The organism is Clostridium sp. KNHs205, assembly GCF_000702945.1.
In the GTDB taxonomy this organism is placed as follows: domain Bacteria; phylum Bacillota; class Clostridia; order Lachnospirales; family Lachnospiraceae; genus Anaerocolumna.
Window position 1 is genome coordinate 3,387,465 of sequence record NZ_JNLE01000003.1, and the last position, 20,647, is coordinate 3,408,111.

Consider the following 20,647-nt stretch of genomic DNA (forward strand, 5'->3'; position numbering starts at 1 on the left):
ATAAATAACTGGAGAGTCAAAAGTTCTCTTTTCTCATCATACGGACGGAAAATTGCAAAAAAACAGAAGCACTCATGCTTCATTCCAAGGTATAAGAATTCCTAATTTTCTGAATATTTTATGCTGGACATCTTATCAAACAGATAACTCGCTTCACTCAAACAATCTGTTTGATAAGATAGCACAAAATATTCAGAAAAAGGACTTCTAATACCTTTCCATAGGCGTATTCGTTCTTCTGTTTTTTTGCAATTTTCCTGAAATAGTATGAAACAGAAAAGTCAACCAGAACTTTTGACTCTCCAGTAAATAAGATACACAAAAATAAAAGACACAAAAATAGGAGACAACAAAAATAGGAGACAACAAAAATGGGAGACAACAAAAATAAGGGGCAACAAAAATAAGAGGCAACAAAAGCAAGAGGCAAAAAAATAAGAGACAACAAAAAAGAAGAATCAATAACAACAAAAGAGGCAATTAATAAGAGTTTAAAATATAGGTACTGAAGAATTGGACCTAATGAATAGAGTAAATGGCAAGTTAGAAAAGAGGAATAATGGATAAATATATAGATATTGAGAGAAGTATTATAAAAAGATTCCGCAAGGAAATCTGGAGAAAATTTATTACTGCGGTAAATGATTATCAGTTGATCAGTGAAGGGGACAAGATTGCAGTATGTATATCCGGCGGTAAGGATTCCATGCTTCTTGCAAAATGTATGCAGGAGCTTAAGAAACATGGCAAAGTCCACTTTGACCTTGTATTTATGGTAATGGATCCGGGGTACAATCCTTATAATAGACAGATAATACTGGATAATGCGGAATATCTGAATATCCCGATTACTGTATTTAACAGTAATATCTTTGAGGTTGTTGCTTCAGTTCCGGATTCACCCTGTTATCTGTGTGCTAAAATGAGAAGGGGATATCTCTACAAGCATGCGAAGGAATTAGGCTGCAATAAGATAGCCTTAGGACATCATTTTGATGATGTTATCGAAACCGTATTAATGAGCATGCTCTACAGCGGACAGATGAAAGGTATGATGCCTAAGCTTCATAGCACAAACTATGAAGGAATGGAGTTAATACGTCCTCTATATATGGTGAAAGAAGCCGATATCCTGGCTTGGAAGAAATACAATAATCTTAATTTCATACAGTGTGCCTGCAGGCTGACAGAAAACTGTATGCTTGGAGACAATGGTATGGGCTCCAAACGCCAGGAAATGAAAGAACTGGTAAAGAAATTCAGACAGACAAGCAGTGTTATTGATATGAATATATTCAGGAGTATCCATAATGTCAATCTGGACACTATGATCGGTTATCAGAAGCATCAGGTTCCTCACAGCTTTTTAGATGACTATGACAGAACAGAAATTACAGAAGAGGATTAACTAACAGGTTAAGCAGATTACAGAAAGGATGCCGTAAAAGTCTTAATCCATTGAAATAATTGTGGTATGAGGCAGGCGTAAACATGAAGACACAGGATTTCAATTATGATTTACCGGAAGAACTTATTGCACAGGACCCCCTTGAAGATCGTTCTGGTTCAAGACTGATGGTGCTGAATAAGAATACAGGTGAGATTGAACATAAAATCTTTAAACAGATTACAGATTATTTGAGAGAGGGAGACTGCCTGGTAATTAATAATACCAAGGTTATTCCTGCAAGACTGTTGGGTGAGAAAATCCATGAAGGAGAAAGCAGCGAATCCAAAATACCTGGTGCCAGAATAGAACTCCTCCTGTTAAAACGCAGAGAAAATGATATTTGGGAGACTCTTGTCAAACCCGGTAAAAAAGCAAGGACAGGTACAAAGATAAGCTTTGGGAACGGTATTTTAACCGGAGAGATTATTGATCAGCTGGAGGACGGCAATCGCTTGGTTCAGTTTCAGTATGATGGAATATTTGAAGAGATACTGGATAAGCTTGGTGAAATGCCCCTTCCCCCTTATATTACCCATCAATTAGAGGATAAGAACCGTTATCAGACAGTTTATGCCAAAGAAGAAGGCTCTGCTGCCGCACCAACCGCAGGACTGCACTTTACAAAAGAACTATTAGAGCAGATTGAACAGATGGGTATATCAGTAGCCAATGTTACTCTTCATGTGGGGCTTGGTACTTTTCGTCCGGTCAAAGTTGATAATGTACTGGAACATCATATGCATTCAGAGTTCTATCAGGTTACAGAGGAAGCAGCAGCAATTATAAATGAGACGAAAAAGAAAGGCGGCAGAATTATATGTGTGGGTACAACAAGTTGCCGTACCGTAGAATCTGCATCGGATGAGAATGGTATCCTTCATCCAGGTAGCGGAGACACAACAATCTTTATTTATCCCGGTTACCGTTTTAAGGTTCTGGATGGTTTGATTACAAACTTTCATCTTCCGGAGTCTACCTTGATGATGTTAGTTTCTGCATTAGCCGGAAGAGATAATATAATGACAGCTTATGAAAAAGCAGTAAAGGAACGATATCGATTTTTTAGCTTTGGAGATGCTATGTTTATAGCTTAGCTCTTATTATTTGGAGATGCCAAGTTTATCGCTTAGCTCTGTACTATTTAGATACGCCAAGCTTATTTCTTAGGTGCTACTGTTTTTCATGTATAATAAAGCTGCCGGATATTCCAACAATATTTAATTGGAATGTCCGGCAGTTATAGTATGCTGGTTCTATATTAGATATTTACTTATGTAAATCATACCTGCAACATTAATCATAGAACCTATGTAAATTAAAAAGAGTATGTTATAGATATTCTCATTCTGCTAATTTCTTCAGATCATCATAAAAGCCGGGATATGAGATATTCACGCAGTCAGCATTCAGAATACTGGTTTCCCCTTCAGCCAATAAGCCTGCAATGGCAAAGGACATGGCAATTCGATGGTCGTCCATACTATCTATGGTATTTCCTTTTAAGGGGGTTCCTCCAGTTATTATCATACCATCCTCCGTTGCCTGTACCTTAGCACCTAAGAGAGACAGATTCTTGACCATAACATCAATTCGGTTGGATTCTTTTACTTTCAGCTCGGCAGCATCCCGAATTATTGTGGTACCTTCAGCAAAACAAGCCATAACTGCTATAACGGGAATCTCATCGATCAGAGTTGGAATAATATCTCCGCCAATTTCTGTTGCTTTTAAGTTACTATGGCGTACAAGTATATCGGCAGCAGCTTCTGAATCTGTATTACGGATGTCAAGAATCTCAAAATCAGCTCCCATAGCTTTCATCACCCGTATAATTCCATCCCTGGTAGGATTAATGCCTATATTCTTAATGAGAATTTCAGAGCCGGGTACTAAAAGGCCTGCAGCAATAAAATAAGCGGCAGAAGAAATATCTCCAGGTACCTCAATACGGTTTCCTGTAAGCTCTGTACCAGGCTGTAATGTAACAGTGGTAGCGTTAGAAATAATAGCTGCACCCATGCTTTTTAACATAATTTCAGTATGATTTCTTGAAACATAGGGTTCAGTTACGGAAGTGGGACCTTCAGCGTAAAGTCCTGCCAGTAGAATAGAAGATTTCACCTGTGCAGATGCAACCTTCGAAACGTAGCTGATACCTCGCAGTCCACTGCTGACCGGTGTTATTAACAGAGGAGCAAGACCGTTTCCGGATAAACTGCTGATATTTGCACCCATTAGAGACAAGGGTTCTATAACTCTGCCCATAGGACGTTTCTGTATAGAGGCATCTCCGGTTATGGTTGTTTCAAAAGGCTGGCCGGATAAGATTCCGGACATAAGGCGCATGGTAGTTCCGCTGTTACCAACATCCAGCATACCCTCAGGTGCCTTTAGCCCTCTTAATCCTTTACCTCGTACAAGAACAGAAGTATTTCCTTTGGTATGTTCAATATGTATACCCATTCTGCGAAAACAGCTTATAGTGGACAGACAGTCCGCACCTTCTAAAAAATTCGTCACCTCTGTTGTACCGTTTGCAAGAGCACCGAACATAACGCTGCGGTGAGAGATGGATTTATCGCCGGGAACCTGTATACTGCCTTTTAAACTTTTAGAACGTGTTATTATCATATTGACCTCCGGTTGCAATAATTGTTATGTTTAATATCCTGATTATTAATTATATATAATCTCATCAAAGAAGAAAAGTACTGATTCATATTGTCACGAAAATTACTTTACCGACTTTTAACGCTCATACACAATATAGTTATGTCTGCGAAGCAGTACAGAAGCCACATCGCAGGAATTCTGACTATAGAATTCTATTCGCAGAACACCTTGCTCAAATTCCCGATTATGAATAATCCCGATATTCTTAAGACTGATCTGATTGGTTGCCAGTAAAGTTGCAATGGTAGCGATAGCACCTGTCTCATCCATAATATCCAGGTACAATTCATAGACTTTGTTAAGCAGTCCATGGGAAGTGGCCGGAATGGAATCTCTGTAGTCACCGGCTTCCTTAAAGAAATCAAAAATAGCAGCTTCCTTTTGTTCCAGGAGAGCAGTTCTAATATCTTCTAAATTTGTGATGTAAGATTCCAGAAAATGCAGAATACTGTCTGTGTTCGTGAGACAGATATTCTGCCACATAACGGGAGATGAGGAGGCGATTCTGGTAATATCCTTAAAGCCGCCTGCAGCAAGTAATTTCATTTTATCCTCTTTGTCAGCCGTTTTTACCGTATTGACCAGACCGGAAGCGATAATGTGGGGTACATGACTGATTGCAGCTGTTATATCATCGTGTTCATCGGGTTTAAGGAACAACGGAATAGAACCAAGGGATTTTATCAGCTCAAAAAGCTGTGTTTTAATCGATTCACAAGTATCTGCAGTAGGCGTTAAGATATAATAGGCATTTTCTAATAACAGGCTGCTGGAATTAGCATAGCCGGTTTTCTCAGAGCCTGCCATTGGATGACCGCCTATAAACTGATGTCCTATATTAAGTCTTACTGCTTCAGCGCAGATATTTCCTTTTACACTGCCTACATCAGTTATGATACATTCAGGTTTCACAATATTTTTGATAGAGGCAAGATAAGCAATATTTGATAATACAGGGGCGCACAAAAAGAGAAGATCACAGTCCTTTAATTCTTCCAAGTCATAGACTACATCACTAAGTACACCTTCTGAGAGAGCTGCCGACAGACCGGTATTAAGTTTTTCTTTATTATAATGATAGGCTATTAATTTCTGCTTTGGATTCTGCTCTCTTAAGGCATGTGCCAGAGAGCCACCTATCAATCCAAAGCCGATAAAGCCAACGATAGAGTCGTTCATAGGATTCTCCGTATTTAGAATTTTTTGCCCATTAAGGCCGCAAGGGGACGGAGCTCTTCACAAAGTTTATCAAATTGAGGGAATGTGAGAGACTGAGGACCGTCAGATAAAGCGATTGCAGGGTTTGGATGGGTTTCCACCATAAGACCGTCTGCCCCTACCGCAACAGCACTCATGGAAAGTGGTTTCACATAGCTTCTTACTCCGCAGGCATGACTTGGATCTACGATAATAGGAAGATGGCTTTTGGCCTTTATAACCGGTACGGCGCTGATATCAAGAGTATTACGGGTAGCAGTTTCAAAAGTTCTGATACCTCTTTCACATAATACCACATTTGGATTTCCCTCTGCAATAATATATTCTGCAGCATTAAGCCACTCATCAATGGTAGCAGATAAGCCTCGTTTTAATAATACCGGAAGTCCGGTTTTACCTGCTTCCTTCAGCAGATAGAAGTTCTGCATGTTTCTGGCACCGATCTGGAGCATATCTACGTATTTTACAGCAGCTTCAATGGCAGCAAGACTGGTAACTTCGCACACAACAGCAAGTCCGGTTTCTTCCCTGGCTTCTTTCATGAACTTAAGACCTTCCTCCTCCAGTCCCTGGAATGCATACGGTGAAGTTCGGGGTTTGTAAGCGCCGCCCCTAAGAATCTGAGCACCTGCCTTTTTGATTGCGTGAGCAGTTTCAAAGAGCTGTTCCCTGCTCTCTACGGCACAGGGACCGGACATTATCACCAGCTCATCGCCACCGATTGTAGCATTACCTACTCTTACGACACTGGGTTCGGGATGGAATTTTTTGTTAGCAAGTTTATAGCTTTCAGTTACAGGTACTACACGGTCAACATCCTCAGCAATTTCCAGGTTCTGGTCCTGCAATCTGGATTTGTCTCCTACAACACCTATAATAGTAACTTCATTGCCTGCTGACAAATGGGGTGTGAGCCCCTTCTCCTCAATTATTCTGATAATATTATCAATGGACTCCTGTTTTGCATTTGGTTTCATAACGATAATCATATACTGCCTCCGTTTAAATGTTTTATCCTTCTGTTCATCAGCTCTGCGGGCAGGATACTTGCTCTGTGTTAGCAAAGCTTAATTATACTGTCTTGAGCAATGAACAGTTATAGTTATTCGTTCCTGCCTATTGTACTCCTAACCACCTTCTATGTCAATACTGCAAAACATTAAAGTGTAACAGTTTAAAGCGTAACGGATTAAAGTGTAAATAAGGTGGAAAAGCAAGGTATATATGTGATTTCTATACATATAGTAGAAGAAGAGCTTGATTTCGTTTACAAATTTGTAGAATAAAAGAAAAAATAGCTGTAAAAAGACGTTTTGATATTGAATGTGCTGATAAAAAATATATAACAATTCAATAATAATGTCAATTACATATAAAGTAGTTGTAAAATCAGACTAATTTTAGTAAAATATAGCTATAATACAATGTAAGCTGAATGAAGTTTTTTTGCTTGAATAAAAAGTGTTTCAGGTAAATGTTACATATACCTGAAAAGACTGAGTTCATCTTATATATATTTATAAAAAAATAGCAATGGAGGAAAAAAGAATGAATGTTTACACTTCGGAAAAAATTCGTAACGTTGTTTTGTTAGGCCATGGTGGCTGCGGTAAGACTACTTTGGCAGAAGCTATGGCTTTTTCAGCAGGAATCACAAAGCGTCAGGGAAAAGTAGAAGAAGGTAATACCATTAGCGATTATGATAAGGAAGAGATCAAAAGACTTTTTTCTATCAGCACTTCTGTTATCCCCATTGTCTATGAGGATACAAAGATTAATATATTGGATACCCCCGGTTATTTTGACTTTGCGGGAGAAACAGAAGAAGGACTCCTTGCTGCTGATGCTGCAGTTATTGTGATATCGGCCAAAGCAGGTGTGGAAGTAGGTACCGTAAAAGCGTGGGAATATTGTGAGAAGTATAACCTTTCCAGGATGTTTTTTGTTACAGATATGGATGATGACAATGCCAGTTACAGACAGGTAGTTGAGGAGCTTACCAACCGTTACGGCAAAAGGATAGCGCCCTTTCATATACCCATCAGGGAAAATGAAAAATTTGTTGGTTTTGTTAATGTTGTTAAAATGGCAGGAAGAAGATTCACCTCTATGGGCAAATACGAGGAGTGTGACATCCCCGATTATTCCATAGAGAATTTAAATAAATTCAGAGAAACCTTATTAGATTCTGTTGCAGAAACCAGTGAAGAGCTGATGGAGAAATATTTTTCCGGAGAAGAATTCACTGCAGAAGAAATATCCTCCGCCTTAAGAGATAATGTAATAGGTGGAAATGTGGTTCCAGTGTTAATGGGTTCCGGTATCAATGCCCAGGGACCTGCCATGTTATTACAGGCAATAGAAAAGTATTTCCCGGCACCGGTAAAAAGAGAGTGTAAAGGAACAGCAGTAAAAACCGGTGCCCCCTTTCAGGCAGATTATAAAGAAGAACTGCCTATGTCAGCCAAGGTATTTAAGACCATTGCCGATCCTTTTATCGGCAAATTCTCACTGATAAAAATCTGTTCCGGTGTTCTGAAATCGGATTCGTCTATTTTCAATGCAGAAAGAGAAGCAGAGGAGAAAATATCCCGTCTGTATATCCTGAGAGGAAAAGAGCAAATTGAAGTGAATGAACTTCATGCCGGAGATATCGGTGCTATCGGTAAACTAAGCAATACCGTAACCGGAGATACTCTTTCAACCAAAGCTTTCCCTGTATTATTTGATAAACCGGTGATGCCGGTTCCTTATACCTCCCAAAGATTCAAAACGAAAAATAAAGGGGATGACGATAAAGTGTCACAAGCCCTTGCAAAACTTATGGATGAAGACCTTACCTTAAAAGTGGTTAATGATAAGGAGAACAGACAGACGCTGCTCTATGGTATCGGGGATCAGCAGCTTGAGATTGCAGTAACAAAGTTATTTAATAAATACAAAGTTGAAATAGAAATTATGAAACCCAAGGTTCCTTACCGTGAAACTCTGCGTAAGAAAATCAGAGTACAGGGTAAATATAAGAAACAATCAGGGGGACATGGGCAATACGGAGATGTGCATATTGAATTCGAGCCTTCCGGTAATACAGAAGAACCCTATGTATTCGAGGAGAAGATTTTTGGCGGCTCAGTTCCAAGAAATTACTTTCCGGCAGTAGAAAAAGGTATTGCAGAATGCGTTTTAAAAGGTCCTTTGGCAGGGTATCCGGTAGTAGGGTTAAAGGCTACTTTAGTTGACGGCTCCTATCATCCCGTAGATTCTTCTGAAATGGCTTTTAAAATGGCGACGATTCAGGCTTTTAAACAGGGTTTTCTCTCGGCTTCACCCATTCTTTTAGAGCCTATTGCAACACTTAAGGTGCTGGTACCTGATAAATATACCGGTGATATTATGGGGGACTTGAATAAGCGAAGAGGAAGAGTACTTGGTATGAATCCTGAAGCCTTAGGAAAACAGGAAATAACAGCCGACATTCCTCTGTCAGAGCTTTATGGATATTCCACAGACTTAAGATCCATGACCGGTGGTGCAGGTGACTTTTCCTATGAATTCAACCGTTATGAGCAGGCGCCGGGAGATATTCAGCAAAAGGTAATTGATGAAAATGAGAAAGAATTGATGGCTGCCGGTGAATAGAAGCTGATTTTCATATACGCCCTAGCTCCGTTACTTTCCGTGAAAGAAACAGGAAAGTACGGAGCTTTTATTTTGTAAATTTAAGTGTCCTCTTCTTTTGATTGACCGGCAATGGGCTGATAGGCAATTAAAACCACGGGACTTTCCGTTTTCCTACTAAGCTCGTTTTCTAAGGTTGTAATTGCCTGTACATCTTCACTGGATATGGATGCAATTGAATAATTCTCATAATAGTTCTTATCCATAATTATTACTCCTTTTTTATTTTAGTATTACCAGATGAAGTCTAATTATTGCGTTATTCAGTAATTATATAAATACTTATTCAGAAATAACAAAATACAATGGCAGTCTTTTTGCTGACAGATTATTGATATTCGGACAAATACTGCGATTTACCGGCGAATTCATAAATAAAGTTGTCGACGAACGCTTAAAAGTGGGGTATACTTAGTAGGCGTCATATAAAACATGAAAGCTGATGAAATACCCGATAATAAGCGAGGATATAGATGATAAAAGATTTTTTACCTATTTGCAGAGAAGACATGGATAAAAGAGGCTGGGAACAGTGTGATTTCGTATACATTACAGGGGATGCCTACGTTGACCATCACTCCTTTGGACCGGCTATTATAAGCAGGGTTCTGGAGAGTAATGGATTTAAGGTAGGCATCATTGCGCAGCCTGACTGGAAAAATGAAAAGAGTATACAGATTCTAGGAGAGCCAAGACTTGGCTTTTTGGTAAGCGGTGGCAATATGGATACCATGGTTAACCATTACACCGTTGCTAAAAAGAAGAGAAATATGGATTACTATACTCCCGGAGGCGTTATGGGAAAACGCCCCGACAGAGCTACCATATGCTACAGTAATCTCATACGTAAGGTTTATAAGAATGCGCCTATTATCATAGGCGGAATAGAAGCCAGCTTAAGAAGGCTGGGACATTATGATTACTGGAGTGATACAGTAAAACGTTCTATTCTGCTGGATTCCCAGGCGGATTTATTGTCCTACGGTATGGGAGAACGATCCATTGTAGAAATAGCAGAAGCCTTAGACAGTGGACTGGCTGTTTCTGATATTACCTTTATAAATGGTACAGTCTATAAAGCCAGAAGCCTTGATTCTGTCTATGATGCAGAGAATCTCCCGGATTATGCGGAGATTGTGAAAAGTAAATTGGAGTTTGCAAAAAGTTTTAATATACAATACTGCAATACGGATCCCTATTCCGGTAAAAGGCTGGTGGAGAAATATAAAGAGACAGAGTATGTAGTTCAGAATCCTCCGGCAAAGCCACTGACCCAGGCAGAAATGGACCGTGTATATTCTCTTCCCTATATGAGAGATTACCATCCTTCCTATATTCCTTTAGGCGGAATTCCAGCAATTGAGGAATTGAAATTCTCCTTAGTCAGCAACAGGGGATGTTTTGGCGGCTGCAGTTTCTGTGCCCTTACCTTTCATCAGGGAAGGATTATTCAAACCAGAAGTCATGAATCCATTATGGCTGAGGCGAACCATCTTATATGGGACAAGGATTTTAAGGGTTATATTAATGATATCGGCGGACCTACAGCTAATTTCCGGCATACTGCCTGTGAAAAGCAGAACACCAAAGGTGCCTGTGTGAATAAGCAGTGCCTTTTCCCCACACCCTGTAAGAACTTGAAGGTAGATCATAAGGATTATCTTTCATTGTTGAAGAAGCTTAGAGAACTCCCGGGGGTTAAGAAAGTATTTATCCGTTCCGGTATACGATTTGATTATCTTATAGCGGATAAGGATGAGACCTTTATGAAAGAGCTTTGTGAGCATCATATAAGCGGACAGCTTAAAGTTGCTCCGGAACATATTAGTGACAGCGTACTTGATCTGATGGGTAAACCGAAAAATGCGGTGTACGAGGATTTCAAAAAGAAGTATAAGAAGACAAATGAAGAACTGGGTAAGAAGCAGTTCGTAGTACCTTATCTCATGTCCTCACACCCTGGTTCCACTATAAAAGAGGCAATTGCTCTGGCTGAGTATTTAAGAGATTTAGGATATATGCCGGAGCAGGTACAGGATTTCTATCCTACACCCTCCACCATATCCACCTGTATGTACTATACCGGCCTGGATCCCAGAAACTTAAAGCAGGTCTATGTACCAAAGACACCTCATGAGAAAGCTATGCAGAGAGCATTGATTCAATATCGTAATCCCAAGAACTATGATCTTGTGGAGGAAGCACTGACTTTGGCTGGAAGGCGGGATTTAATCGGCTTTGATAAAAATTGCCTTATCAAACCCCGAGGTAATGCCTATTCAGGAGCTAGAAAAGAGAAAGGCTCTGACAAACAAGGGCAGTCCAGAGGAAGAAGCACAGAAAACAGGCAGCAGACAGGCAGCAGAGCCTCAAAGAATCAGCAAACAAAGAACCAGTCAGGTAAAAATCAACAGGAGAAGAACCAAGCTGCAAAGTATCAGCAGGAGAAGATTCAACCTGCAAGGAACCAACAGAGCAAGAACCAGCAGAGCAAGAATCAACCGAGCAAGAATCAAGGGGTTAAAAATCAATCTGCTAAGCAGCACACTGTTAATAATCAGACGGTTAAGAACAGGGGAACGCAAAAGTCCGGTATGACAAACAACCGATCTGTCTTAATGAAGGACAGTAACAAGGGAAATAAGAAACAGGGCCAGAAGTTTGCTAAGAAAAGATAAGAAGCAGAGAGCAAGCTGTTGGTATGCTTAATAATTAATAGAAAACTGAATAAAGAAAGACATATAACCGAATGCCTCAGAGAAACCAGGGGAGGTAAAAGTAGTAAGGCAATATGTCTTTCTTTACAAATCTTTTTTTTAGCTTATCTTACATAAGTTTATCTTGTATAAGTCTATTTTACATAGGACTATTTTACATAGGCCTATTTTACATAAGTTTATCTTATATAAGTCTATTTTACATAAGCCTATCTTGAATAAGCCTATCTAAAATAAGCCTAATAATGTAAATAAAAGCAATAATCACAATGTATGTACGTTATTTGGACAATTATTACATAGTTTTTTGAAGACTTCTTCTTTATACTTAAACAAGATAATTCAAGAAGTTTTTTATGAGTTCCTTCAAAATATTGAAAGTCTGAAATACTTATACGGACGGACAGCATAGCTCGTGACACCGGAAAAAAGCTGTAACCGGTGAAGGAAGAGGAGGATTTAAGGAATGAAGTACTTTTTGGGAATCGATTTGGGAGGGACTAATCTGGTTGTAGGACTGGTGGATGAAGAATACAAATTACTGGATAAGGATAGTATTCCTACAAGAGCAGGAGGTACCTCTGAGGAACTAATCACAGATATGCGTTCCCTTGCTGATCAAATTCTATTAAGAAATAAATTGAAACTTTCAGATATAGAATCGGTTGGTGTAGGTGTTCCGGGCACAGCAAACTGGGATACCGGTATGATTGAGTTTGCTAACAACCTTGCCTTTAGTGATGAACCCTTCTTACCGGTTATTACTGCTGCATTTGAGGGTACGAAAGTATTCTTTGACAATGATGCCAATGCAGCTGCCTGGGGTGAATATCTTGCAGGCTCAGCCAGGGGTTCTGATTCCATGGTTATGATTACTCTTGGAACTGGTGTAGGGGGTGGTATCATCCTGAATGGGAAAATCTTTGAAGGTATCAATTATGCAGCTGGTGAGCTGGGACATATGGTTATCAAAGCAGACGGGAAATACTGTAACTGCGGCCGCAGAGGATGTTTTGAAGTTTATGCATCCGCAACTGCACTTGTGGAACAGACCAGGGAAGCTATGAGTGAAAATAAGGCATCTGTACTTTGGGAACTTTGCCAGGGAGAATTAAGTAAGGTTGAAGGTAAGACATTGTTCCAGGGTGTTTCACAAGGTGATAAAACAGCAGAGAAGGTACTTGAGAACTTTATTATCTATCTTGGAGCCGGTGTTATAAATATTATTAATATTTTTCAGCCGGATATCATCTGCATCGGCGGCGGAATCAGTAATGCGGGAGATGCACTTGTTGGACCGCTTAAGGAGATTATTAAGAAAGAAAGTTATTCCAGGACCTCCAAAAAGCAGCCGGAAATTGTTATAGCAACTCTTAATAATGATGCCGGACTCATTGGAGCAGCAATGCTACATCTTAGTAACGATAATTAAGTCAATAAAGGTATATAATAAATGTTTAAAGCTGATGTAAACACTCTTCATTAAATACAATAGATCCAGACAGATTCATAGAAGTAACCTTGTAAGATACATTTAAACATTCACTGGCATAAGCTAAAAAGATATGAAAAGATAGAGATTTCTGCAATTGCAGATTAAAAATTTATTTAATTTATATATAAAACGGTTGAGATAAAATAATGAGTATTAGCAGCAGCTCCTCGCTATTCCATTATTTTATTTCAATCGTTTTTTTTGATGTACAAAATATATAAAAATATTTTAAATAGTGAATATAATAGCAACAATATAAACATATAAAACGCAATAAATGCAATATAAAGCTGAAATAAAAGCAATTAAAGCATAGATATGGATACTCCGGCTTGTTATAATCAAACTGTAAATGAACAAGAAGCAGGAGGCAATAATATGAAGGGCAAGTCCGTATTCAAAAGTAAAGTGAAGAAAAGAAGAACTGTATCTGTCATAAATTATTTGAGAAATAATTATCAGCTTTATCTGATGTTGGTTTTGCCATTGATATATTTGGCACTTTTTAAATATAGGCCTATGTTTGGAACCATAGTTGCTTTTAAGAAGTTTAATGTATTTAAAGGAATAATGGACAGTCCCTGGATTGGCTTCAGCCATTTTGAAGAGACATTTTCATCCATGGATTTCTGGCTTGCACTTAAGAATACCCTAATATTGAATTTTGGCGATATTATAATCGGATTTCCCATACCGATTATCCTGGCTTTATTTCTATATGAGCTGAACAGTAAGGTTATCAAGAAGTCAACCCAGTTAATCCTATACCTGCCTAATTTTTTTTCCTGGGTTATTATATCCGGTATTGTTGCACAGTTGTGTTCAGGCAGCGGATTGATTAACAGCGTTATAACTTCTCTAGGCGGAAATACCATAGAATTTCTTACAGTACCCTGGATATGGCGGATCGTATACTGGATTTCGGGTGTCTGGCACGGAGCCGGCTACGGTCTGATTATCTATCTTGCTGCACTTACAAGTACCGACCCAAGTTTAAGCGAAGCTGCTTATATTGATGGTGCGGGCAGATTAAAAAGAATCTGGTCAGTAACTATACCTCAAATTAAAGGAACCATATCCGTAATGCTGATCATGAGCTTGGGACAGGTAGTGTCAATCGGTTTTGACAGACCTTTTATGATGTCCAATACAATGGTTAAGGATGCAGCCAATGTAATCAGTACCTATGTATATTCTGTGGGCTTACAGTCTGCTCGTTTTGATTTTGCTACTGCAGTGGGATTATTTCAGTCAGTAGTTGGCGTAAGTTTGATTCTGGCCGTAAATACAATTGCTAAGAAAATCGGAGAGGAAGGAGTTATATAATGAGCGAGGTTAAGAGTAAATCATCTATGGTATTTCAAGCTGTTGCAGGAGCCCTGTTTGTCATAATAACAATTATAACTTTAATTCCTATCCTGCGTGTACTTGCAGTTTCTCTAAGTTCCAAAGGAGCGATTCTCTCCGGTAAAGTGCTGGTCTATCCTGTTCAGCTCACCTTTGAAGCTTACCAGAAGGTGTTTGGAAACAGTAACTTTGTAAACTCATTTCTATTTACTATATTATTGACTGCCGGATATACCGCAGTGTGCATGACCATGACAATTTTAGCTGCTTATCCTTTATCTAAGAAGGGCTTAAGAGGCGGTGGATTTATTATGACATTGTTTGTTCTGACGATGTATTTTGATCCCGGTACCATACCAAATTACTTGAATGTAAAAAGCCTGGGGCTGATTGATACTGTCTGGGCATTGATAATACCGGGTGCTTTAAGTGCTTATAACCTGATAATAATGAGAAGTTTCTTCCGGGGAATTGACAGCTCGCTGTATGAATCCGCTTATATTGACGGCTGCTCCCAGTGGAAATCCCTGTTTAAGATAGCCATACCTTTAGCGGTTCCGGCAGTAGCCACCTTAAGTCTTTTTTATGCAGTAAGCCGCTGGAACGGTATCAGCGATGTATTGTATTACATAAATAATTCAGAACTTTATACCGTTCAGATGAAACTAAAACAAATGATAGATTCTGTTAAGATATCCCTGGAAGAAGGAAAGACCTCTCAGCTGATTGCCGACAACATCAAATCTGCCAGTATCGTTATATCCATGACCCCCATGATGATTGCATATCCCTTTATTCAGAAGTATTTTACCAAGGGAATCATGTTAGGAGCTGTAAAAGGCTAGCGCGCAGAGGAGTATTTTAACCGTATCATAAGCGGTTAATATAAATTTAGCAAAAACAATATGTAAATGGAGGAAAAGTATGTTTAATAAGAGTTTTATGAAATTTACTGGCTTACTCTTAATTGCAGCAATGCTTACCGGTTGTGGTTCAAAATCAAATAACAATTCAACCCCCACCGACGCTGCTGCTAAAAATGAAAGTACCGAAGCCAAAGGGGATGGCAAAACGGAAGAAATTAAAGTTATGATATGGGACCGCGGAACAGCAGCACCGGGAACAACAAATGAAGAAAATGCGTTGACAAAATGGATACAGGAGCAGGTACTGGCAGAATGCAATGTCAAAGTGACCTATATGGCTGTCCCCAGATCAGGTTCTGATGATAAGTTAAATGTTATGATGGCAGGCGGGAATGCTCCTGATATCGTATTCACTTATGACCAGAGTATTTTCGGTAATTATGCATCAAACGGAGGACTTGCTGACTTAACAGAGGCTTTGGCCAGTAACGGTGGAACCATTAACGAGACTATTGGAAACATTCAGTACATGGGACAGCTCGATGGGAAGCAGTATGCAATTATGAAAAGAAGAGGATTACAGGTTCCAAGACATGTGGGATATATCAGAAAGGATTGGCTGGATGCTCTTGGCATGAAGGTTCCCACCAACAAAGAAGAACTATTTCAGGCACTAAAAGCATTTAAAGAGAAGAATCCCGGCAATGTAAGTAAAGTAATTCCCTGGGCAATGGGCGGCACATCGGATACGGAAATGTTCTATCTGAATTTTATCGGCTCCTATGTACCTGCTTTATCAGAGGAAGATGCTTATGTATATTCTGAGAATTTTAAGATATTTGCAGACGGTGCTGTTAATGGGATCAGACAGATGAATGCCCTGTATAATGAAGGGCTGATAACTCCTGACTTTGCAACAGATACCAGCAATGATATCTTTGTTCAGGACGTTACAGCAGGAAATGCGGGTTTCATTCTGGTAGACAGTACCAATCCTTTCGGATGGATTCCGGTATTAAAATCCAATGTTGAAAATGCAGAACTGGTTCCCTTGAACTGCTTTGACACACCGGAAGGAAATTACCTGAATCCTACAGAACCCTTATATGGTATGTATATTATGGTACCTGAAACCAGTTCGGCCAAAGCAGGTGCCTGCGTGAAATACCTAAACTGGCTGGCTGATCCTGTAAATGCAGAAAATGTAGCTTATTCGCCCGATCACACAAGAGATGAAGCCGGAGTTCCTCTGTATTTAAAAGAGGAGGAACTGAATGAAGCCGGATATCCCGGAAATCTGGGAGATTATAACATTGTGAATGACCATCTTGAGTATGTAAATAACAAAGAAGGCGTAGTTGCTGCCTGGTCTACAGGAAGTGATTGGGCTACAACGGACTGGTACAATAATCTTTACGATGTTATGAATACGGATATGTATCTGTATCCTACTTATCCGGTTGTGCTGGAATCAGAGGCAACTTATATTTCTAACCTGAAAACCATGTCCATCGAATATGTTTATAAATTAATCAGCTGCCCTGCCAGTGAATTTGATTCACTTCAGGTATCAGAATATGATAGACTTGTAAAAGCCGGACTTGAAAAGGTATTTGATGACCGGCGAACCTATTATCAGGAAAATGTCGCAGGTAAGTAATAAATGGAATAACAATGAGGCGGCAGATGCTGTCTCATTGTTTTGCAGAAAAGAGGTACATCATGTCAAAGGAATCTAAATTCTTATCAATCTTAGCTGATATGGCCTGGGGAACTGCCGATAATCAGGATTTTCAGGCTAAGGAGATGAATAGCAGTAAACTTACGGAATTAATATTATGGTTGGAAGGGCTTGCTGTATATAATAGATTTAATTATGAGGAAAAGCTCAGAAATAAAGGGAAAGGAAGCCTAAAGCTAAAAACAGTAGGGGAACAAGGAGAAGGGCTCCTTTGTCAGGTTAAGTTATTTCCTTCAATTGGTGAAGGAAAAATTACTGATAATTATCTGGATAATGGGGAATTGCGCATGTACAGGGAGATGACCAATGAGCAGGGGATATTAGAGAAGAGCTACCCAGCCGGACTATACCACCTGGAAATCACAAAAGGTTCTGAATATCCAGTCTATTACCAGAAACTTGTCATAGAAACGGATAGAACCACTACAGTATTACGAAAGCTGGCACCTATTGTTAACCTGAGGGAAAAGGGCTGGTATAGCGGTGATCTGCACCATCACAGCATATACAGCAGCCCGGTTTACGGCGGAACAGATCCTGTAGTGGAAAGTCCCAGGGAGGTGTCACAGTCAATGAGGGCATCAGGACTGACCTTTGGGGCTTTAAGCGACCATCATAACACCTTAAATCATGCAGATTGGGAGCAAACCGGAACTGAAGAGTTCACTCCGCTGGTATCAAAGGAAATATCAACTTCAAATGGTCATGTAATGTCTTTGGGCGTTAAAGAAGATATTATTTATCAAATACCAGATGATAAACATAGAAACGATAAATATCTGAGAGAAGAATTTATCCGGATAACAGATTGTATCAGAGAAGCAGGAGGTTTATCGCAGATTAATCATCCAAGAGACCACAGCAGAGCCATTAGCTGGAATCCTGCTTTTAATGATATTATTTCCATTTTTGATACGATGGAAATCTGGAACGGCTCCAATCCAATGTATCCAGGAACGACCAATCATAAGGCTTTTCACTTCTGGCTGGATTTATTGGAGCGGGGAATCTATCTGCCGGCTACAGCAGGCAGCGATACTCACAATATTTTAGCCAATGATTACATACTACTATACGGTAAAATAAGATGGTTGGAAAACCTTATAAGAGATTGCAGACTTGAACTGCCGGAGGGTATACGTCCCCTGTCAGAAAGTTTTCTCAGTCTTTGCAAGAAAGAATTGACAGTATTCGAAAAATGGGCTAAAAGTAATCTTGGCAGCGGAGGCGTCAGGACTTATGTTTATCTGGCTGGAGAGAAGACAGAACTTAACCTACTTGACAGTCTTAGAAAAGGGAGGAGTTATCTAACCAACGGACCTGTCCTGATACCGGATATTGAGGGAACGTATCCTGGCAGTACTTATAAATTGCATAAAAAAACAGCAGATATTAACTTAAAGCTTCTGTCAAACCGTCCTTTAGAACGGGTTAATCTCTATAGAAACGGTAATATGAAAGAGCTTATATCCTTGAAAGAAACCAGCGACATAAATGGCTGCTTTGATTACAGCTTTACACTTTCTGAGTATTCCCTGGAGGAGGTCTGCTGGATATTCTTTCAGGCAGAAAGTGATTGCACGAACATGGCAATAACAAACCCTATTTTCATTGAGCGGGTGGAGGAGTTATAATGGACACATTGGTAAAAGGCTTTATCCGGGAGAAATATGGATTTATACCCACCCTGGAGTTTGAGGATAGGAATATAAAAGATGACCTTCTGATGCCTTGGCAGCAGTTATCTGATTCCATCCCGGGGAGAATTAATAAGCAGATAGAAAGAATACGAAGATACGCAGATATAGGAGAGTGATAAAAATGGAAAGATATAAGATGCATATTGTCCGGTCAGCGGATAAAAGAGTATCAGAGTTTCTGAGGAATCAGGTGAAGGTTTCAGGAAGACCTGATTTTGGGGGGCTTAAAGGAGATATTATAGAGGCAAAGCCGACGATATATGTACTGACCACTGCGGTATCGGTATATTTTAATCAAGACAGTAAGTATTATCACAATGAAGAATTATTAGCCGCTGTAAATCTGGCAATGGATTTCGTCATAAACTGCCAGAGAGAAGATGGGGGATTTGATTACCCCTCCTGTAATTTCAAATCTGCTGCAGATACGGCCTTTTGCTTTAAACGGCTTATTGCTGCATATCGAATTCTATTAAAATATGACAGGAATAACAGCACAGAGACCATAAAGGATAAATACCTCAGTGTAATAACGAAAGCGTTAGAAACCATAGTCTCAGGAGGTTTTCATACGCCAAATCACAGGTGGGCAATATGTGCAGCTTTGCTTCAGGGAGCCGGGCTGACAGAGGAACCTTTAAAGGCAGAACTGTATAGAACCAGAGCCGGTGAGTACCTTGCAGAAGGAATTGATGGTAACGAGGACGGCGAATATGCAGAACGTTCTACGGGTAATTACAATGCAGTAGTTAATAATGCCATGATAGCTATGTATGAAGAAACCAGAGAAGAAAAATATCTGGGGTATGCCATAAGAAATCTTCATATGATGTTAACCTTTATAGACCCGGATGATACTATCTTTACACAGAATTCAACCAGACAGGATCAGGGAAAGTCTGATTATGCGGATAAATATTTTTACCAGTACCTTTATATGACCAGCCTTACTTACAACCAAAGCTTTGACGGAGCTGCCCATAAGCTGATCAGGGACAATCTGGAACGGGGAGGACTCGCCCCTGATTGCCTTCATATCTTAATGCTTCATGATGAGATGATGAATTATCAGTTTAAAGACTATGGTTTTCTCAAAGAATATCGTAAATTCTACCGGGAAGCAGGTGTTATGAGGGTAAAGACAGAAAAGTTCGCTTATACCATAATCAACAATAAGAGTGCATTTTTATTTCTGAAAGCAGGAGATACACAAATTTATATTAAAATCGGAGAAAGTTACGGCTCTGTCAGAAACTTTATACCCCAGAACCTGACGGTAAAGGATAAGGAATTTATTCTTACAGCTGTGGCTGAAGGTTGGTATTACCAACCTTTTAAGAATTATACCGGTACCAGTGACTGGTGGAAAATGGACCACACAAAAAGAGAGATATTAAAAAATAGTGAAATCAATATGACAGTAACCATAAGAGAATTATCAGATGGCCTGGAGATGGGGATGCGTGCAGAAGGATTGGAGGGGCTGCCTTTAAGACTGGAGGTCTGCATACCTTCAGGTGCCATATTGGAAAACGAAGCAATATATATGAAAGCAGAAAAGGGTGCCGATATGATATTGAAGTCAGGTTATCTGGAGATAGAGCATAAGGGAAGACAGTTTATACTTGGACCTGGTTTTGGCAGCCATAGTTTTAAAGGACATTACTCAGGGGAAGAAGAAAATACAGAAGGCTTTACCATATTTCTGAATGAGTATACACCCTGCGAGAAAACCATCACTCTTAAGTTGAAAGGTTAGGGG

The 20,647-nt window shown here is 39.6% G+C and carries 15 protein-coding genes; 11 read left to right on the top strand and 4 right to left on the bottom strand.

Annotated features, from left to right (window positions below; genetic code table 11):
• Positions 1–559: 559 nt before the first annotated feature.
• Positions 560–1,408: an ATP-binding protein gene (locus tag BR73_RS0114015; RefSeq protein WP_033166036.1), complete on the top strand. Its 849-nt coding sequence runs from the start codon at positions 560–562 to the stop codon at positions 1,406–1,408.
• A gap of 83 nt (positions 1,409–1,491) precedes the next feature.
• Positions 1,492–2,544 (top strand): tRNA preQ1(34) S-adenosylmethionine ribosyltransferase-isomerase QueA, encoded by a 1,053-nt coding sequence (queA, locus tag BR73_RS0114020; protein ID WP_033166037.1) that lies wholly within the window; start codon positions 1,492–1,494, stop codon positions 2,542–2,544.
• 247 nt (positions 2,545–2,791) lie between these two features.
• Here queA and aroA read toward each other — a convergent pair whose 3' ends face one another.
• The 3 genes from aroA to aroF all read right to left on the bottom strand — a co-directional run bounded on the left by aroA (position 2,792) and on the right by aroF (position 6,330).
• Positions 2,792–4,081, bottom strand: coding sequence for a 3-phosphoshikimate 1-carboxyvinyltransferase (gene aroA / locus BR73_RS0114025; RefSeq protein WP_033166038.1), 1,290 nt, complete (start codon positions 4,079–4,081; stop codon positions 2,792–2,794).
• Positions 4,082–4,198: 117 nt separating this feature from the next.
• Entirely contained in the window at positions 4,199–5,302 is a 1,104-nt protein-coding gene (locus BR73_RS0114030) for a prephenate dehydrogenase (protein ID WP_033166039.1), read from the bottom strand.
• 14 nt (positions 5,303–5,316) lie between these two features.
• The gene (gene aroF, locus BR73_RS0114035) at positions 5,317–6,330 is read right to left on the bottom strand and encodes a 3-deoxy-7-phosphoheptulonate synthase (RefSeq protein WP_033166040.1); all 1,014 of its coding nucleotides are present in this window, start codon (positions 6,328–6,330) and stop codon (positions 5,317–5,319) included.
• Positions 6,331–6,889: 559 nt separating this feature from the next.
• On the opposite strand from aroF, the gene BR73_RS0114040 reads away from it, so the two are divergent.
• Entirely contained in the window at positions 6,890–8,980 is a 2,091-nt protein-coding gene (locus BR73_RS0114040) for an elongation factor G (protein WP_033166041.1), read from the top strand.
• Between the two features lie 80 nt (positions 8,981–9,060).
• On the opposite strand, the gene BR73_RS28790 is transcribed toward BR73_RS0114040, so the two are convergent.
• Positions 9,061–9,225: a hypothetical protein gene (locus BR73_RS28790; protein WP_156034718.1), complete on the bottom strand. Its 165-nt coding sequence runs from the start codon at positions 9,223–9,225 to the stop codon at positions 9,061–9,063.
• Between the two features lie 267 nt (positions 9,226–9,492).
• Here BR73_RS28790 and BR73_RS0114045 point away from each other — a divergent pair, with 267 nt between their 5' ends.
• The 8 genes from BR73_RS0114045 to BR73_RS0114080 all read left to right on the top strand — a co-directional run bounded on the left by BR73_RS0114045 (position 9,493) and on the right by BR73_RS0114080 (position 20,644).
• Positions 9,493–11,697, top strand: a complete 2,205-nt coding sequence (locus BR73_RS0114045; RefSeq protein WP_081848664.1) for a YgiQ family radical SAM protein — start codon at positions 9,493–9,495, stop codon at positions 11,695–11,697.
• A gap of 505 nt (positions 11,698–12,202) precedes the next feature.
• Positions 12,203–13,168 (top strand): ROK family protein, encoded by a 966-nt coding sequence (locus tag BR73_RS0114050; protein WP_033166042.1) that lies wholly within the window; start codon positions 12,203–12,205, stop codon positions 13,166–13,168.
• Between the two features lie 441 nt (positions 13,169–13,609).
• Entirely contained in the window at positions 13,610–14,557 is a 948-nt protein-coding gene (locus BR73_RS0114055) for an ABC transporter permease subunit (RefSeq protein WP_033166043.1), read from the top strand.
• Positions 14,557–15,423 (top strand): carbohydrate ABC transporter permease, encoded by an 867-nt coding sequence (locus tag BR73_RS0114060; protein ID WP_051685207.1) that lies wholly within the window; start codon positions 14,557–14,559, stop codon positions 15,421–15,423. Before BR73_RS0114055 ends, BR73_RS0114060 begins: the two co-directional genes overlap by 1 nt.
• A 79-nt stretch (positions 15,424–15,502) precedes the next feature.
• Entirely contained in the window at positions 15,503–17,104 is a 1,602-nt protein-coding gene (locus tag BR73_RS0114065) for an extracellular solute-binding protein (protein ID WP_033166044.1), read from the top strand.
• Between the two features lie 62 nt (positions 17,105–17,166).
• A complete protein-coding gene (locus BR73_RS0114070) occupies positions 17,167–18,819 on the top strand; it encodes a CehA/McbA family metallohydrolase (RefSeq protein WP_033166045.1) in 1,653 nt (550 codons plus the stop codon).
• Positions 18,819–19,001 carry a hypothetical protein gene (locus BR73_RS0114075; protein ID WP_033166046.1) on the top strand — a complete coding sequence of 61 codons (183 nt, stop codon included), beginning with the start codon at positions 18,819–18,821 and terminating at the stop codon, positions 18,999–19,001. Before BR73_RS0114070 ends, BR73_RS0114075 begins: the two co-directional genes overlap by 1 nt.
• A gap of 5 nt (positions 19,002–19,006) precedes the next feature.
• Entirely contained in the window at positions 19,007–20,644 is a 1,638-nt protein-coding gene (locus tag BR73_RS0114080) for a hypothetical protein (RefSeq protein ID WP_033166047.1), read from the top strand.
• Positions 20,645–20,647: the final 3 nt, after the last annotated feature.

What these genes read in the sequence shown, in the direction of transcription:
- aroF (WP_033166040.1), bottom strand. Translation starts at nt 6,330, where the DNA reads ATGATTATCGTTATGAAACCAAATGCAAAACAGGAGTCCATTGATAAT.
- BR73_RS0114055 (WP_033166043.1), top strand. Translation starts at nt 13,610, where the DNA reads ATGAAGGGCAAGTCCGTATTCAAAAGTAAAGTGAAGAAAAGAAGAACT.
- BR73_RS0114075 (WP_033166046.1), top strand. Translation starts at nt 18,819, where the DNA reads ATGGACACATTGGTAAAAGGCTTTATCCGGGAGAAATATGGATTTATA.
- queA (WP_033166037.1), top strand. Translation starts at nt 1,492, where the DNA reads ATGAAGACACAGGATTTCAATTATGATTTACCGGAAGAACTTATTGCA.
- BR73_RS28790 (WP_156034718.1), bottom strand. Translation starts at nt 9,225, where the DNA reads ATGGATAAGAACTATTATGAGAATTATTCAATTGCATCCATATCCAGT.
- BR73_RS0114050 (WP_033166042.1), top strand. Translation starts at nt 12,203, where the DNA reads ATGAAGTACTTTTTGGGAATCGATTTGGGAGGGACTAATCTGGTTGTA.
- BR73_RS0114030 (WP_033166039.1), bottom strand. Translation starts at nt 5,302, where the DNA reads ATGAACGACTCTATCGTTGGCTTTATCGGCTTTGGATTGATAGGTGGC.
- BR73_RS0114015 (WP_033166036.1), top strand. Translation starts at nt 560, where the DNA reads ATGGATAAATATATAGATATTGAGAGAAGTATTATAAAAAGATTCCGC.
- BR73_RS0114080 (WP_033166047.1), top strand. Translation starts at nt 19,007, where the DNA reads ATGGAAAGATATAAGATGCATATTGTCCGGTCAGCGGATAAAAGAGTA.
- BR73_RS0114040 (WP_033166041.1), top strand. Translation starts at nt 6,890, where the DNA reads ATGAATGTTTACACTTCGGAAAAAATTCGTAACGTTGTTTTGTTAGGC.
- aroA (WP_033166038.1), bottom strand. Translation starts at nt 4,081, where the DNA reads ATGATAATAACACGTTCTAAAAGTTTAAAAGGCAGTATACAGGTTCCC.
- BR73_RS0114070 (WP_033166045.1), top strand. Translation starts at nt 17,167, where the DNA reads ATGTCAAAGGAATCTAAATTCTTATCAATCTTAGCTGATATGGCCTGG.
- BR73_RS0114045 (WP_081848664.1), top strand. Translation starts at nt 9,493, where the DNA reads ATGATAAAAGATTTTTTACCTATTTGCAGAGAAGACATGGATAAAAGA.
- BR73_RS0114060 (WP_051685207.1), top strand. Translation starts at nt 14,557, where the DNA reads ATGAGCGAGGTTAAGAGTAAATCATCTATGGTATTTCAAGCTGTTGCA.
- BR73_RS0114065 (WP_033166044.1), top strand. Translation starts at nt 15,503, where the DNA reads ATGTTTAATAAGAGTTTTATGAAATTTACTGGCTTACTCTTAATTGCA.